General features: G+C 54.7%; 16 protein-coding genes and 1 tRNA gene. 12 read left to right on the top strand and 5 right to left on the bottom strand.

Annotated features, from left to right (window positions below; genetic code table 11):
- Window positions 1–587: 587 nt before the first annotated feature.
- The gene (locus tag OVA03_RS00410; RefSeq protein WP_267526277.1) at window positions 588–785 is read right to left on the bottom strand and encodes a hypothetical protein; all 198 of its coding nucleotides are present in this window, start codon (window positions 783–785) and stop codon (window positions 588–590) included.
- Window positions 786–831: 46 nt separating this feature from the next.
- Here OVA03_RS00410 and OVA03_RS00405 point away from each other — a divergent pair, with 46 nt between their 5' ends.
- The 4 genes from OVA03_RS00405 to OVA03_RS00390 all read left to right on the top strand — a co-directional run bounded on the left by OVA03_RS00405 (window position 832) and on the right by OVA03_RS00390 (window position 3,211).
- Complete coding sequence (locus tag OVA03_RS00405; RefSeq protein WP_267526276.1) at window positions 832–1,152, top strand: ArsR/SmtB family transcription factor; 321 nt, start codon at window positions 832–834, stop codon at window positions 1,150–1,152.
- Window positions 1,149–1,367, top strand: coding sequence for a hypothetical protein (locus OVA03_RS00400; protein WP_267526275.1), 219 nt, complete (start codon window positions 1,149–1,151; stop codon window positions 1,365–1,367). Before OVA03_RS00405 ends, OVA03_RS00400 begins: the two co-directional genes overlap by 4 nt.
- Window positions 1,368–1,379: 12 nt before the next feature.
- The gene (locus OVA03_RS00395) at window positions 1,380–1,802 is read left to right on the top strand and encodes an SRPBCC family protein (RefSeq protein ID WP_267526274.1); all 423 of its coding nucleotides are present in this window, start codon (window positions 1,380–1,382) and stop codon (window positions 1,800–1,802) included.
- A 599-nt stretch (window positions 1,803–2,401) separates the two neighbouring features.
- Window positions 2,402–3,211: a hypothetical protein gene (locus OVA03_RS00390; protein ID WP_267526273.1), complete on the top strand. Its 810-nt coding sequence runs from the start codon at window positions 2,402–2,404 to the stop codon at window positions 3,209–3,211.
- A 154-nt stretch (window positions 3,212–3,365) separates the two neighbouring features.
- On the opposite strand, the gene typA is transcribed toward OVA03_RS00390, so the two are convergent.
- On the bottom strand, window positions 3,366–5,201 hold the full coding sequence (gene typA, locus OVA03_RS00385; protein WP_189488071.1) for a translational GTPase TypA: 1,836 nt from the start codon (window positions 5,199–5,201) through the stop codon (window positions 3,366–3,368).
- 381 nt (window positions 5,202–5,582) lie between these two features.
- On the opposite strand from typA, the gene OVA03_RS00380 reads away from it, so the two are divergent.
- The 4 genes from OVA03_RS00380 to OVA03_RS00365 all read left to right on the top strand — a co-directional run bounded on the left by OVA03_RS00380 (window position 5,583) and on the right by OVA03_RS00365 (window position 8,780).
- The gene (locus OVA03_RS00380; protein WP_267526272.1) at window positions 5,583–7,259 is read left to right on the top strand and encodes an ATP-dependent nuclease; all 1,677 of its coding nucleotides are present in this window, start codon (window positions 5,583–5,585) and stop codon (window positions 7,257–7,259) included.
- Between the two features lie 263 nt (window positions 7,260–7,522).
- The gene (locus tag OVA03_RS00375) at window positions 7,523–7,813 is read left to right on the top strand and encodes a nucleotidyltransferase family protein (protein WP_267526271.1); all 291 of its coding nucleotides are present in this window, start codon (window positions 7,523–7,525) and stop codon (window positions 7,811–7,813) included.
- The gene (locus OVA03_RS00370) at window positions 7,810–8,160 is read left to right on the top strand and encodes a DUF86 domain-containing protein (protein ID WP_267526270.1); all 351 of its coding nucleotides are present in this window, start codon (window positions 7,810–7,812) and stop codon (window positions 8,158–8,160) included. The genes OVA03_RS00375 and OVA03_RS00370 overlap by 4 nt, the downstream gene beginning before the upstream one ends.
- Window positions 8,161–8,198: 38 nt before the next feature.
- Window positions 8,199–8,780, top strand: coding sequence for a hypothetical protein (locus OVA03_RS00365; protein ID WP_267526269.1), 582 nt, complete (start codon window positions 8,199–8,201; stop codon window positions 8,778–8,780).
- Between the two features lie 165 nt (window positions 8,781–8,945).
- On the opposite strand, the gene wrbA is transcribed toward OVA03_RS00365, so the two are convergent.
- Window positions 8,946–9,545 (bottom strand): NAD(P)H:quinone oxidoreductase, encoded by a 600-nt coding sequence (gene wrbA, locus OVA03_RS00360; RefSeq protein ID WP_267526268.1) that lies wholly within the window; start codon window positions 9,543–9,545, stop codon window positions 8,946–8,948.
- A gap of 111 nt (window positions 9,546–9,656) precedes the next feature.
- Between wrbA and OVA03_RS00355 the strand changes: the two genes are divergently transcribed.
- Complete coding sequence (locus OVA03_RS00355) at window positions 9,657–10,358, top strand: hypothetical protein (protein WP_267526267.1); 702 nt, start codon at window positions 9,657–9,659, stop codon at window positions 10,356–10,358.
- The gene (locus tag OVA03_RS00350; RefSeq protein WP_267526266.1) at window positions 10,351–11,220 is read left to right on the top strand and encodes an NAD(P)H-hydrate dehydratase; all 870 of its coding nucleotides are present in this window, start codon (window positions 10,351–10,353) and stop codon (window positions 11,218–11,220) included. Before OVA03_RS00355 ends, OVA03_RS00350 begins: the two co-directional genes overlap by 8 nt.
- Window positions 11,221–11,266: 46 nt before the next feature.
- On the opposite strand, the gene msrA is transcribed toward OVA03_RS00350, so the two are convergent.
- Window positions 11,267–11,905, bottom strand: a complete 639-nt coding sequence (msrA, locus tag OVA03_RS00345; protein ID WP_267526265.1) for a peptide-methionine (S)-S-oxide reductase MsrA — start codon at window positions 11,903–11,905, stop codon at window positions 11,267–11,269.
- A gap of 153 nt (window positions 11,906–12,058) precedes the next feature.
- On the opposite strand from msrA, the gene OVA03_RS00340 reads away from it, so the two are divergent.
- Window positions 12,059–12,148, top strand: a tRNA-Ser gene (locus OVA03_RS00340).
- A 175-nt stretch (window positions 12,149–12,323) separates the two neighbouring features.
- Entirely contained in the window at window positions 12,324–13,064 is a 741-nt protein-coding gene (gene hutC, locus OVA03_RS00335; RefSeq protein ID WP_267526264.1) for a histidine utilization repressor, read from the top strand.
- Between the two features lie 123 nt (window positions 13,065–13,187).
- On the opposite strand, the gene OVA03_RS00330 is transcribed toward hutC, so the two are convergent.
- Window positions 13,188–15,734 (bottom strand): M14 family metallopeptidase, encoded by a 2,547-nt coding sequence (locus tag OVA03_RS00330; protein ID WP_267526263.1) that lies wholly within the window; start codon window positions 15,732–15,734, stop codon window positions 13,188–13,190.
- Between the last annotated feature and the right edge of the window lie 35 nt (window positions 15,735–15,769).

The raw sequence follows: 15,769 nt of genomic DNA, 5'->3' as shown, positions 1-15,769 counted from the left end.
GATCGTTTTATCGATCTTATCTCATTCCATCATTAACAATCAATTACGATCAGTCAATCTATTTTGACAAAATTGCAAATACCAAAGCCCTTTTTGACATAACAAAGATATTCAATTTCAGGAAAATCACAGCACAGACATATAATCGCCATATTTTAGCCATCACAATTACTAATGTTACACATAGATAATACTGAGCTATACTCTCAATTATTGTCTAAAAATTCAAACAAAATTGAAACATAATGCAATTAATACTAAAACTAATAATAATATAAACTCATATTTTTACTTATAAAAAATTATGGTAGATTATTATTTTTCATTATTGAATATAAAATTACCCATGAAACCATGAAGTCAACTTCAAGCACGCTGACCAAATAGTGTCAGCCGCAACCACACCCCCGGCCTCGCGAAATCAAGGCCGCCGCAATATCATTCAATTGTGTCCGCTAAAATTCGCCCAGAGCGCCCTGAGGGGGCAATCAGCCCTGCCGCACTTCATGGGGATTGAAGGCCTTTAGCGCCTTATTCACCACATCAGGATGGTGATAGCACACCACCGATTCGCCTGAAGACGCGGATCATCGGGTAGCGATATCGCGCACCTCCGCCGCCATGAACCGCCCGCGCAGGGACCATTTGGCGTCAATCGCACCAGCACTTTCGGATATGCGCTTAACTTCACGCCACCGCCTCTTGATGATCAGGAGCTTCCGCTCATCACCCGGCCCCGCAAAAATGCAATGGGATTTGCGCGCTTCAACCCGCTTGACATTCATAGCCAAACGGATATTGATTAATTCATAGCCATTCAGGTATGAATTAATGACCGCCCCCGACCTTATCTTTCGCGCCCTCGCTGACCCGACCCGTCGGGCGATATTTGAGCGCCTGTGTCACGACGGCGAGCAGACGGTCAGGGCGCTTACCGCTCAGGCTGGCGTCTCTCAGCCGGTGGTGTCAAAGCATCTGGCCCAACTCAAGCACGCCGGACTGGTCGATGACCGCCCCGCAGGCCGTCAGACCCACTATAGCGCCAGGGTCGAGGCTCTGGCGCCCTTAACCGCATGGACGCAAGCCATGACCGGCTTTTGGGAGCGTCGGTTTGACGGCCTCGAAGCCCTGCTTAACAGGATGGATCAATGACCCCGAAAATGAACCTGAACCTATGGATACGCAAAAGTCACCGATGGATATCCATCATCTTTACCCTGACCGTCGCGGCCAATTTTGTGGCTCTGGGGCTGGGGCATAATATTTTGTGGCTGAATTACCTGCCGCTGCCGCCGTTGTTTTTGCTGCTGTTCAGCGGGCTTTACCTGTTCGCCCTGCCCTATATCAGCCGCCGCAAGCCGTCTTAAGAAAGTAAGCCCATGACCACCGACCATAAGGCCGAGACCGTTATTATTGAACGCGAATTTGCGCACCCGCCGGAAAAGCTGTGGCGCGCCCTGACCCAGCCGCATCTGATCGAGGACTGGCTGATGAAAAATGACTTTGCGCCGGTCGCAGGGCATAAGTTTAATCTGCGCGGCGAGTGGGGCGGCGTTCTGGACTGCGAAGTGCTGGCGGTCGAGCCACACACGACCTTGTCCTACACCTGGAACCATGTGCATGAGAACCCGGCCTATGACCTGCGCAGCGTGGTGACCTTTACCCTCACCCCCACGTCAGGCGGTACGCATCTGCGCATGGAACAGACCGGCTTCCGGCCCGATCAGACACAAGCCTCCGGCGGCGCCCGCTTCGGCTGGCAGGCCTTTTTCGACAAGTTGGAAACGGTTTTGTTGCGGTGACCTTAGATGAGCGGAATATAAAGCTAAGACTCACGGTGCAAAAAATTCTATTAATTACCGAGAAAGGTGAATGCACTAAAATTAAAAAGCCGCCGCAGGATAGTTCCCTGCGACGGCCAAGGCTATTAAGGTTGGTAGGGTTCGCCTAGTGCATCACGCTCAACAGCTAAACCCTAGGGCTGTGCGGGACTAACCGCAGCAGCGCCAGTGTCCGCAGACGTGTTCGATTTTGCCGAAGCGCAACCGGACGTATGCGGAGACCCAATGACAAGCTTTGCTTATCATGGAGCACCTCCATCTTTCGAGGCGTCCTTGCATCATCCGATTCGACATGTTAGTGTCAAAAGCGGAGCCCGGGGTTAAAGGACAGGTTAGAGCGTCCCCCGGAAGACCAAAAATCACTATAACGCTTGAGCCGCCGTGCCCCCTGCCAGGGGCCGTGCGGCTCAAATGGTTTTTGGGCCGAAGCAAATCCTTAATAACACATTGCCACATAACGTCAAGAAGCCGGAAGCGATTTCCATTCCATTTATGGAAGAAAGTATGGATAGCGTAGTTTATTTGTGGTATATAAACGGAAATGCAAACGGAGACGCTCCATGGCCAGAATGCGCAGCCCAAACTACCCGAGCCTATCATTGACACAATCCGTTGATATGGTTGCGAAAATTCACAGATTAAACCGAACAAATGTTATCACGCGCGAAGACGCTGCCCATGCGCTGGGGTATAGCGGTTTAACCGGTCGCTCAATGACTGTAATCGCAGCCTTGATACAATTTGGGTTACTTTCTCGCGTTGGAACGGGCGATGTTCGAGTAACTCAAACTGCTGTGGAGATTCTACATGCTGAGAATGAGCGAGAACGCAATGAGGCGTTGATTAAAGCAGCCTTCACACCACAATTATTTCGAGACATACATGAGCGATTTCCTGACGGCATACCATCCGAAGGGCCAATCAAGTCCTATCTAATAAAACAAGAGTTCTCCGATACAGCAGTAGGGCCCGCGATCAGTGCGTTTATGGAGACCTACCGTGAAGTGGAGAATTTAAAAGAAAACGAAAGTTATAGCCATCCTGATAGCTCGTCTTTAGAATCCACCGAGCAGTCAAAGGAGGTTCAAATGCAACAGCCCCCTTCCCTTACTCCAATGCCATTACTAGCAAGTCCTATATTGTCTTACCCAGTTTCAGCGCATGCCAATGGAGTGCAAGATTTAAACAAGGTGAATATGGATATCCGTGGAGATAAAGTTCAGATCAGTGGCATATTTGATATCAGGGGATTAAGCCTTCTGGAGAAGAAGGTTGCCGCGCTAAAGACCCTCTTAGCGCTCCAAGCCGAGGAAGAGTTACAGGAAGACGGTCGAGACGCAGACTACCTAGAGGCCAAGGATCGTATATAAAGGATAAGAGACCCGCTTCAGCGGGCCTTTTTACTTCCGGCTGTAGATTTGGAACTCGGTATCTCCCTCTAACAGAAAACGGCCCCGTTTCCGGAGCCGTTTTCATAACCAGTAAAGGGGGCACATGGGGGAACGTGTTCCCCCATGACTACAATCAGTCCGCCTTCACGCGCTTCTTGCGGAACGAAGGGTTCAGCTCGCGCTTGCGCAGACGGATGTTGAGTGGCGTCACTTCCACCAGTTCATCGTCTTCGATATAGGCAATCGCCTGCTCCAGCGTCGGGCGGCGCGGCGGCGTCAGGCGGATGGCTTCATCCTTACCCGAAGCGCGCACGTTGGTGAGTTGCTTGGCCTTCATCGGGTTGACATCGAGATCGTCCGAACGGGCATTTTCGCCGATGATCATGCCCTGATAGGTCTTTTCGCCCGCACCCACAAACATGGTGCCGCGGTCTTCGAGGTTCCACAGCGCAAAGGCCGCCGTTTCGCCGTCACCATTGGAGACCAGCACGCCCTTACGGTTCTGGTCGATGATGCCCTTATACGGTTCATAGTGCGAGAACACGCGGTTGAGCACGCCCGACCCGCGCGTATCGGTCAGGAACTCGCCCTGATAACCGATCAGCGAGCGCGACGGCGACTTGAGCTGGATGCGGGTCTTGCCACCACCGGACGGGCCCATGTCCTTAAGCTCAGCCTTACGGGCCGACAGCTTTTCAATGACGATGCCGGAGAACTCATCATCGACGTCAATCATGACGTCTTCGATCGGCTCCATGCGCTCGCCGGTTTCTTCGTTGATCTGATAGACCACGCGCGGACGCGAAATCGCCACTTCGAAGCCTTCGCGGCGCATGTTTTCAATCAGAACGCCCAGTTGAAGTTCACCCCGACCGGCAACTTCGTAGGCGTCTTTTTCAGCCGTTTCGGTCACGCGGATCGCCACGTTGGATTCGGCTTCTTTCAGCAGGCGGTCACGGATCACGCGCGACTGCACCTTGGAGCCTTCACGGCCGGCCAGAGGCGAATCGTTGACGGATACGGTCATCGAGATGGTCGGCGGATCGATCGGCTGTGCGGGCAGCGCCTCATTGAGCGACATATCGCACAGCGTATCGGCCACGGTCGCCTTGGACAAACCGGCAATCGCGCAGATGTCACCGGCTTCGGTGCCTTCGTCGATCGGCTGACGCTTCAGGCCGCGGAACGCCAGAACCTTGGTGATCCGGCCGCGCTCGATTTCAACGCCGTCACGGTTCAACGCCTTGATGGCCAGACCGGCAACAGCCTTACCCGCAGCGATACGGCCGGTCAGGATGCGGCCCAGGAACGGATCGGATTCGATCAGAACGCTCAGCATCTGGAACGGCTCATCCACACGCGATTGCGCGGCAGGCGGCGGGACGTGATCAACGATCAGGTCAAACAGCGGCGCCAGCGTTTCCGACGGCTCCTTCATATCCATCGTCGCCCAACCGGCCTTACCCGACGCATAGATGTGCGGGAAGTCGAGTTGTTCTTCGGTAGCGCCCATGATGGCAAACAGGTCGAACGCTTCGTTATGCACGCGGTCAGGATCGGCGTGCGGGCGGTCAACCTTGTTGATGCACAGGATCGGACGCAGTCCCAGTTTCAGCGCCTTACCCAGCACGAACTTGGTCTGCGGCATGACGCCTTCTTCGGCGTCCACCAGGATCACACAGCCGTCCACCATGCCGAGGATACGTTCAACTTCGCCGCCAAAGTCGGCGTGGCCCGGCGTGTCGATGATGTTGATGCGCGTCTCACCGGCCTTACCGTTCCACAGAACAGAGGTACATTTGGCAAGGATGGTGATGCCGCGTTCGCGTTCCTGGTCATTAGAGTCCATGGCGCGCTCAACCGTCGCCTCATTGGCGCGGAAGACGCCAGACTGTGCCAGCAGCGCATCCACCAGCGTTGTCTTGCCGTGGTCAACGTGAGCGATAATCGCGATATTTCTTAAGTTCATAAAAGGCCTTTAAACGCACAAAAGCCTCTCAGGCATCAGAGAGGCTGCGGGGTTGGGGCGCACCCCCAAACGGGTAAAAGATGCGCGTCAAATCGTGAGCCCGCTTAAGAGATATGGTCCCGGCACCGGCTCAGAATGTCTGAATCGCGCGCTGTATAACCGAAACTGAGCGCAAGCGCCACCCCCGCCTGTGCATATTTTTTCGCGGGTGCAGCGTGGAAGGGGTGTTGAGACGGTAAGAAAAGGTTCGCAAGGGGCAAGCCCCCTGCACCCGGAATGTTTGATCAAAGGTCGAAAAGATTACACAACAGCGACCACAACCAAAACTTGTTCCATCTTGAGACATATGATTAGTTTAGCTTAAAATACAGGAGATGCCCGTTGACTTCTAAACCTACTGCTTCGATCTCAAAATTAACTTTTTCAAGCGGACAAAGTTTTGACTTATCTCCAAGCGAGAAAATTATACTTGTTGGTGCAAATAACAGCGGAAAATCTCAATCCTTAAGAGAGATAATATCGATTGCGCATCAAGGCGAGAAATTCCGACCAATTGTAATTTCAAACATGGAAATCAACAAAACTGGAACAAAGGAAGATCTAAAACAATTTTTAGAAACTAATGGAGATTATTATAACGGAAAATATAGATTTAAAAGCTGGCAAATCAACTCTGAACAAATAGCATTTTGGTCTAATAAATATTTACAACATGATTTATTATATGGCTACATTAAAAATATAGCGGCAAACGACAGATTAACAATATGCAATCAACAAAACAGTATTTCTCCAGACGAGCAAAAATCAAAACCGCAACACGTCCTTTATGATGATCAGCATTTGATGTCCAAGGTGAGTGGTTTATTTCGCAAAGCCTTTGGAAAAGACATTATGTTTGACTTTAGAGGAGGGAATAAGCTCCCTATTCATGTTGGTGAACTACCGGCTTCCCAAATATTAGATCGTGTGAGTAACGAATACGTTGATTTAGTTCGCCAAAACCCTCTGTTAGATCAACAAGGAGACGGTATGAAAAGTTATGCCGGTATCCTTTTTGAAGCAGTCGTCACAGACTTAGATATCACATTAATTGATGAGCCAGAGGCTTTTTTGCACCCCCCTCAAATGCGCCGCTTAGGCGAAACATTGGCCGCTGAGGTAAAGGGGCAGTTACTCGTTGCAACGCATAGCAGTGACATTTTACGCGGATTTCTTGAAGGCACAAAAGGAAACGTACGAATTCTTAGAATCCGTAGAGAAGGAGACAAAAATTTTGTACAAGAAGCACCAGCAGCTACGATCCAAGAATTATGGGAAAAGCCAGAATTGCGTTATTCCAATGCTCTTGAAGGCATATTCCATGAACAAACTATAATATGTGAGGACGATAGCGACTGTAGATTGATAAATTCTGTCGCTGATCACTTGTCCAGCAACTCCACGGAACAGTGGCAAGACACCGCTTATGTCCCAACCGGAGGGAAACATGGTGTAGCCAAAATTGCCGGAGTTCTTCGTCAAATTGGTGTGCCCGTTAAAGCAATATTAGACCTAGATTTTCTTTCTGAATCTTCTTTAGTAAAGACAACAGTTGAAGCTTTTGGAGGAAACTGGGATGAAATTAACCCCCTATGGACTCGCTTAGATGCAGCTGTAAGAAAAGGGAAAAAGCCAAAATCTAACAGTGACATCAAAAAAGAAATTATCGCTGTAATTGAAAAATCCGAAGAAGAAAATCTACCCAAAAGCGAAATAACCGATGCAATGAAACAAGGTGCTTCATGGTATGAAGTTAAAAAATTCGGCAAGGCTGGAGTGCCAAAAGGTAAAGCACAATCTGATTTCAACGAGTTAATAGAGTCACTTGAAAAGATTGGAATATATTTGGTTCCAGTGGGTGAAATCGAAATGTTTTGCCCGGAAATTGGCAACCATGGGCCAAAATTTGTGATGAAGTTACTGTCTGATGTTCCGTTGCATGATGAAAAGCTTGGAGATCTTCGGACTTTTGTAGAGAGGGTTCACAAAGGGCCCCACAACAAATTGAGTGCATAAACTCAACCTCTACACTTCCTCCTCCCTATCGCAGATGGGGAGGTGGCATTGAGCGCAGCGAAATGACGGAGGGGGACAGCGCCGCCCTGATTTCCAGCCACCGTCCTTAGTTTGCGTGATGCCCTAATGCCGGTGCAAACCACCTCGTCTCAGCCGTCCCCCTCCGTCGCGGACTACGCCGCGCCACCTCCCCATTGCTCCGCAACAGGAAGTAGAAGGTATGCCGATTTGCCATACCCCGTCCGATCCGTTAAACTTACCTCATGAAACCGTCCGAAGCCCTTGATGCCAAACGTGTTCAACTGCGTGGCCTTGTCAGCCGTTACGGCCTGTCGCGCCCGCGCGTGTTCGGCTCGGTGCTGACGGGCACAGACACACCGCTAAGCGATCTGGATTTGCTGGTTGACCCGTCCGAGACGACGACGCTGTTTACGCTGGCTAAGCTACAGGACGAAGCCGAAGCCCTTCTGGGGTTCAATGTCTCCGTCATGACGCCCGATGCCCTGCCCGCATCCTTCCGCGCCAAGGTCTTGCGTGAGGCTAAGGCCCTTTGAGCAAACCTGAACGCACAACCGGCTATATTGGGCACATGATTGAGGCGATTGACCGCGCTTTGATCTACACAGCCCCTTTCGACACCGCCGTAGCCTTCGGCCAAAATTCGCAAGCACTGGACGCCGTGATCCGTACCATAGAAATTCTGGGGGAAGCCGCGAACAAGATCGGCCAGCATGATCCTGATTTCATCAGCACCCATCCCGACATCCCGTGGAAGTCCATGCGCACTATGCGTAATAAGATGATCCACGACTATTTCTCGGTTGACCCTATGGTCGTGTGGCAAACCGTCAAAACCGACCTGCCGCCCTTGCGCGACAGACTGAGCACGCTTTTAGGGTAACTTATCCCCGCCCCGTCGATTTCCCCCATGCTAAGGGGATGACATCCGACCCGCACACAGTTGAACGCTACACGCCGCAAGAACGGTGCGCGCGGTTGCGGGCCTTTGCCGACCGGATGCTGGATCACCTCGAAGACTTAGCCCCGCCGCAGGATGTGCCTGAGCTTGAGCGCACCGTGCGCGTCGGCCTTATGATCGAGCGGCTCTATGCCCGCGTCGATATAGCTGAACGCCGCGCGCCCCCGCCGCCGCTCACCCCTGAACAAGAAGCAGCCGAGGCGGCTGAGGCCGAGCAAAGACGCGCCGAACACCACGCCTACTGGGTGGACCGCGTCAACGGTTTGCGGCTTGCGCGTGAAGCCGAGGAAGCCAAAACACTTAAGCCCGCGCCTGCGCCGGTTCCGGCCCCCTCGCCGCCCGTTTATACGGACTGGACACAGATTTTCGAAGGCTACGGCGACGAAGACGACGACCTGATCGATGACCTGTCCGATGAGGTCGTGGCCCCTGCCTCCAAACCTGAGCCGCCCTTAGCGCGGGTTATTGATACGCAAGACCCTCTGCGCGCACCGGTTCAGTACTGGCGCCCTCCGGAACGACCGGATTACGGCGGCGGTTAAAGTAAGAGGCCCCCTCCGTCTGGCCTTCGGCCATCCACCTCCCCCGGTACACCGGGGGAGTATAAGAAAAATGCCACATCCCACCTTTGTTTATACCTCCCCGGCGTGCCGGGGAGGGGGACCATGAGCGATAGCGAAATGGTGGTGGGGGCTCTTTACCTTGCCTTACCCAAACAACTTAATCGCCGTCTGCGCGACCAGTTCGCCCTGGTGACGCGCGCCCGCAAGCTCGTTCTCCGACGGCTGACGTGACCCGTCGCCGCCGGCAATCGTCGTGGCCCCATAGGGTGAGCCGCCGGTGACTTCATCCAGGCGCATCTGCCCCTGAAAGCTGTAGGGCAGCCCCACGATCACCATCCCGAAATGCAGCAGATTGGTGATGATCGAAAACAGTGTCGTCTCCTGCCCGCCGTGCTGCGTGGCGGTTGAGGTGAACGCCGCCCCGACCTTGCCATTGAGCGCACCCTTGGCCCACAGCCCGCCCGCTTGATCCAGAAACGCCGCCATCTGCGATGTGATCCGCCCAAAGCGCGTGCCGGTGCCGATGATGATCGCATCATAATCGGCCAGTTCGGCTATGGTCGCAATGGGGGCCGCCTGATCCAGCTTGAAATGCGCGGCCTTGGCGACCTCTAAGGGGGCGCTTTCCGGCACGCGCTTGATATCGACCGTGGCCCCGGCCTTGCGCGCCCCTTCGGCGATCGCACCGGCCATGGTTTCAATATGGCCGTAGGACGAATAATAAAGTACCAATATCTTGGCCATGTAAATCTCCTGCTGTAGGGTCTGAAAATCGCCTCGACATTAGGTTCAACAGGTGGTTTAGCGTAGTGACAATTGCGTGATTTTTAGACCCATGAAGTGCCCGACCCCAGCATGAAACCGCCCCCTAACCGCCCCCTGAGTGATGCCGAAATCAAGGCCCTGCCCGGCCGGATGGCGGATATGATCGACCTTAAACGGGTGCGGCTGATCAATGGCCGCCACCCGGTCGGCTGGCTGGCGCGCTATATCCTGGGTCACCGCCATGTCATTGTGGTGCGCGGATCGAACATCTACTGGCCGCGCCTGCCCGATGATCTGTCGGCCAAGCCTGAACTGATCGGGCTTTTGGCCCATGAGCTGACCCATGTGTGGCAGTACCAAAGCGGCATGAACATCTTCAAGTACATGTTCCGTGAACGCGGGCGCTATAAGTATAAAATCTTGCCGGATCAGCCGTTCAAAAAATATGGCTATGAGCAGCAGGCCGCGATGGTCGAAGACTGGGCGCGCCTGAACCACCGCTGTATGGCCCGCTATAATCACAGATGCTCAGTCCGGGATTTGTCGGTTCTGGTGCCGTTTGCGGATGATACCGAACCGTTGATGCCAATCGTGATGGCCGCAGCACCCCCTGCTCTGGCCCCGGCCCCGGCCCCTAAAGCGCCCGCGAAAAAGAAACCGCCGAAGCCTAAAACAGAGGCGAAAACCGCCCCAACTAAAACTGCGGAGCCTAAAAAAGCGGCCCCTAAAATCGCAAAACCCAAAGCCCGCGCAAAAAAGCCTTCGGCGTCATCCGGAGCCAGCAATGCCTGATTCTCCAAGTTTTAAGAGGGGCGACAACAGCCCGGCCCTGTGGGCAGAGGCGCTCAACTGGCCGGAGCCGGACGGCAACAAATATGATCGCGGTCATGCGGTCGTGCTGGGCGGGCCTGTGGCGTCTACGGGGGCCGCACGGCTGTCGGCCCGGTCGGCGCTTAGGGCGGGTGCGGGCCTGGTCAGCATCGCCTGCGATCCGTCGGCCCTGATGGTCTATGCGGTGGCGTGTGAGGCGGTGATGACCAAGCCGGTCAAGGACGCGGAGGCATTTGCCGAATTGATCAGCGATCCGCGCATAACCGGCGTGCTGATGGGGCCTGCGGCGGGGGTCAATGACCGGACGCGGGCGTTTGCGCTGACCGCGTTACAGGCCGGTAAGCCCTGCGTGCTGGATGCCGATGCGTTGAGCGTGTTTGAAGGCGCACCCGATACGCTGTTTGAGGCCATCACAGCCCCAGTCATACTCACCCCGCACGAAGGCGAATTCGCCCGTCTGTTTGGCAAGGTCACCAACCGCGAAGCTGACGCTGTGGCCGCCGCCGACAAAAGCGGGGCGGTGGTTGTGCTCAAAGGCCGCGATACAGTCATTGCCGCTCCAGATGGCCGGGTGGTGGTCAACCGCAATGCCTCGGAATGGCTGGCGACTGCCGGATCAGGTGACGTGCTGGCGGGTTTATGCGTCAGTTTGCTGGTGCAAGGCATGCCCGCGTTTGAGGCCGCCTGTGCCGCCTGCTGGATGCACGCGGAAGCCGCCTATCTGTTCGGCCCCGGCCTGATCGCCGAAGACCTGCCCGATCAGCTTCCCCGCGTCTGGCAGGGCCTGTCGCTTGGCCACAATGGCTTTAATATGCATGGCTAACTTCCCTCTCCCCGCACGCGGGGGAGAGGGGCAGAAAGATAATGCCTTAAATCGCGCAGACCACGCCGGTGCCTTTGAGGCCGCAATAGCCGCCGGGGTTTTTCTCCAGATACCCCTGATGGTAATCCTCGGCGTAGTAAAAGGGCGTATCCTCATCGGGACCAAAGATTTCCGTGGTGATCTCACCCAAACCGCGGGCCTTAAGGTCCGTCTCAAACGCCGCTTTCGAGGCCAGCGCCGCCTGATACTGAGCGTCGGTGCGGGCAAAGATGGCTGATCGGTACTGAGTGCCAACATCATTGCCCTGACGGTGGCCTTGGGTCGGGTCATGCTCTTCCCAGAACAGTTTCAGCAACTGGTTGAAGCTGATTTTGGCCGGATCATAAACGATCTGCACGCCTTCGGTATGGCCGGTCTGACCGGAGCACACTTCTTTATAGGTCGGGTTCGGCGTATAGCCGCCAATGTAACCAGCCGCCGTCGAATAAACCCCGTCCTGCTTCCAGAACAGCCGCTCCACGCCCCAGAAACAGCCCATCGCCACCACGACCGTCTCTAAACCTTCCGGGAACGGCCCCTTGATCGGGGTGCCGAGCACAGCATGGATATCATCGGTAGGGATCGGATCAGGGCGGCCCGTCAGGGCCTGATCTTTTGAAATCATTTGGGTTTTCAAACCGAACATGGGAAAACAACCTCGAAGTTGGGGATAATGAACTCGGATTTCTTATATAGGACGGAAAAAACGAAACGCCATAGCCATTAGGACTTGCGCTTTCGCGATGGGTGGGTATAAACGCCGCCTTCCCGCGACAGTTCAGACCTGCGGGCATAATGCGGACAGGTGGCGGAGTGGTCGATCGCGCACGCTTGGAAAGCGTGTGTACGTGCAAGCGTACCGAGGGTTCGAATCCCTCTCTGTCCGCCATTAAAACAGCTCTCTCATGGAAGCTTTTTTAATGGCAGAAACGGATTTCAGAACCGCACTGTATATATGAAAATATGGGTTGGTTACACCGGCGTTAATCTACACAACCCCTTTACTCAATTCAGTGCGCCCTTTACATCTGTTGCCTGATTTACCCTCCGGGACGGCTGTATAGATGACTACCGACACCGTAACAGCCGACAAGCGTCCGCTTCACCTGCGCATCCGTCAGGACATAGAAGCGCAGATCAACGATGGCACCTTGCGTCCGGGCCACAAAATCCCGTTTGAGCATGAATTGATGCAGACCTACGGCTGCGCGCGCATGACCGTCAATCAGGCTTTATCGGCCCTCAGTGCTGCCGGGGTCATTGAGCGCCGTAAACGTGCAGGCAGTTTTGTCAAACTGCCAAGGGTAGATTCGACCGTGCTCGATGTGCCAGACATACAGATCGAAGTGGCTGCCCGTGGTGAAAGCTACAGGTTTGAGCTGACCTCCAAAACCGTCAGGCGCGCGTCTTCCGCAGATGAGATCGAACTGGCCGGTAAAGGCGGGCGTATCCTGCATCTCACCGGCGTGCATTTTGCGGCAGAGCGGCCAATGGGTCACGAGGACCGCCTGATCAATCTTAGGGCTGTCGCGGAGGCCGAACAGGCTGATTTCAGCACGCAATCCCCTGGTCACTGGCTGCTGGAGGCCGTGCCCTGGACGCAAGTGGAAAACCAAATCAGCGCCATTAATGCCGATGCAGACACGACGCGTTTATTGTGGGGCGACCGTAAGATGGTCTGCCTGATGGTTGAGCGGCGCACCTGGCGGGCCGATGAACGCATTACGACCGTGCGGCAAATATTCGATAGCAAAACCTATCGCCTGGTTGCGCGCTCAACCCGCGACGAGGTAGAAAAGGCTTAAGTAATCTGACGGCATATTAAACGCAAAACGGCGGCCCTCACGCTTCTGAGGGCCGCCGCTTCACACGCTATGCTTACTAACTGAGGCTTAGTCTACTTCGCGATTATTTTCCCTGTAGACCAGTTACTTATAAAAGCTGTTGAAGACGAACTTATAGGTGTTGTGGGTTTGCCCGCGCCATTGCGGTTCAAAGCCGTACAGTAGGATCTTGCCCTTACCGTATTCAACCTCAAGGGCCGCCGCCTTACCCTGAATGACTTCAGGGCCGTGGATCACGCCTGAGCGTAGCGGACTTGCATCCTTAGCGTAAGACGCCAGCACCTTGCCCTTAAAGCCGTCCTTGACCTCAAAGGCCGGACCGCCCTGGAACATGATGATCGGCTTGGCCGACAAACCGGCAGTAACCTCAGACGCTTCGCCCAATTCGACCTCAAGCAAGGCCCCGGCGCAGAAGAACACTTCCGGCTTTACGTCCTTGAGGACATTGGTGACCGGCAGGTCAAACAGCTCGATAATGGCGTCAGAGGTGTTGTTCATGACCACCAGGGTGCCGCCTTCGGAGACGAAGCTTTTGAGGGCCTCGGCACCCTCTTCGCCAATACCGCCAGCGTAGTCTGCGGGGGTATCTTCGGCGCTCAGGCCGTCCTTCATGGATTTAAGAACGCTGGCCGTGCGACGACCACCCATGTCGGGCAGGATGATGGTGTCGAACTTGTCATCCAGGGCGCCCGCCTTGACGTCGCCGTTATAGAGGCTGGTCAGGCCATAGTTGTACTGCTCCAGAATCCAGCGCGTCCAGCCTTCGTCCATGTTGGAACCCCATGGCCGATACATGCCGATACGGGCAGGCTTAAGCGAGTCGGTGCTGGTGCCAAACGCCGCAGTCGTGACCGCCAGCTTATGCTTTGAGGCAATGGTCTGCATGGCGGCGGGCTTCAGGCCGGTGACCACGAAATCACCGGTCGACTTGGCATAGGCCAGCTTGCCGCCTGCTTTGATGACATCATTGGTCGCCGCATAGGACGCATTGACCTTACGGCTAAGGACATAGCGGCTGCCCTTACCCGTGATAGCACCCGCCGGTGCCGAAGCTGTGGTGATCTTGGCCAGTTGAGCGCGTTCTGCCATACCCACCGGGGCGTTCACAGCCTCAGCGGTTACCCCCATCTGCAGCGGCAGGGTCCAGCCGGTTGTGTCATAAGGCAGTTCCGCCGCCGTGCCGTCACCGGCCAGAATGGCGTCCGGATATTTCTGGATACCCAGCAATTCAGGGATAAGCCCGGAGAACGGCTGATCGGTCAGCAGCACGAACGATCCGGCCGGATAGGTCTTGCCGCCCAAGGTGATCTCGGACTTGGCCTGATGAACTTCGACGCCAAGGTCGATGAACTTTTGCGTCAGTTCAGCGGCCTCACCCATATCGGTCTGACCGGCCGGAATGACATAGCCGTGCAAGCCTTCGGACGGGAACTTCTTGATATTGTCGCGTCCGGCCTGATAGCGGTTATAGAGCAGGACGTCCTTATAGCGCACACCGGTATCGAGCACTGACATCGACGCCGTCATCATGTAATCGACCGAGTCCTTAAGGCGCCACAGACCGCCCTTCCACGGGTTCGGATACATGATCTGGGCTTTGAAATCCTGTGTCTTCTTGGGGAAGTCCTTGGGGTCATAGACCTTGGGCGTGGCGGAATCGTGGGCGACTTCGGTGAAGAACGAGATCGTATTGCGGAAAACGTGGGTGTAGTCGAGGAAACCGGCATACCAGTTGTCAAAGCGCGCCTGAGCGATCGCGCCCGGCTTTTGCTCATATTCAAAGCGGGCCATCATGTTGGTGCCGATGGCGCTGGTCCAGATGCGCATATAGGGACTGATGTTTGACGATACCGGATCAGCAAACGGCGGCATCCAGATACGGGCCGGCATCGGCGCAGTCTGATGCTGAGAGTACCAGATGACCGGATCGTAATCACGCGCGGCTTTGGTTGCGACTTTCGTTTCCTTCATGTTCAGCATATAGCCGTCACGGTTGTTATCGTGACCGACATAATCCTGATAGAGATAGGGCATACGGCTGGTTTCATACTTGGTGCCGAGGTTCTTACGGTACCAGTCAACGACCATGTCCTGACCGTCCGGGTTGAGAGTCGGCCACAGCACCAGAATGACATTGTCAAGGATGGCCTGCACTTCGGTATCGTTCGGTGATGACAACAGCTTATAGGCCAGAGCCAGCGGCAACTGGTGATCAGCCACTTCCGAGGCGTGCATACCGCCGTCGATGTGGATTATGACCTTGCCTTCTTTGGCTAAGGCTTTCGCCTGATCGTCCGTCAGGCCGCGGGCCGAACTCAGCTTCTTGGAAATATCAATATAGTGATCAAGCTTGGCCAGATTGGCCGGTGAGGAAATCACCGCATACTGCATCACGCGGCCCTGAGTGGACTTGCCCGCCTCAACCATCTTGATGCTGTCGGAACTGGCGGCCAGCGCCTTAAAATACTTGATCGAGTCCTGATAGTTGGCGAGTTTGTAATCATCGCCCGGCGTAAAGCCGATCACGGAGACGGCGGTCGGCACGTCTGCCAGCGCTATCGGGGCAGTCGCCAGCGCCAACACGGAGGCAGCCAGCATCGCATAGGTTTTGAGTTTAACCCGCAGTAACATTTTGTAGATCCCTCTTACTTTTTATAAACAAGGCC

Source organism: Asticcacaulis sp. SL142, from assembly GCF_026625745.1.
Classification (GTDB): domain Bacteria; phylum Pseudomonadota; class Alphaproteobacteria; order Caulobacterales; family Caulobacteraceae; genus Asticcacaulis.
Note: the sequence above shows the minus strand (reverse complement) of the source record. Positions and strands in the feature narration are given on the sequence as shown.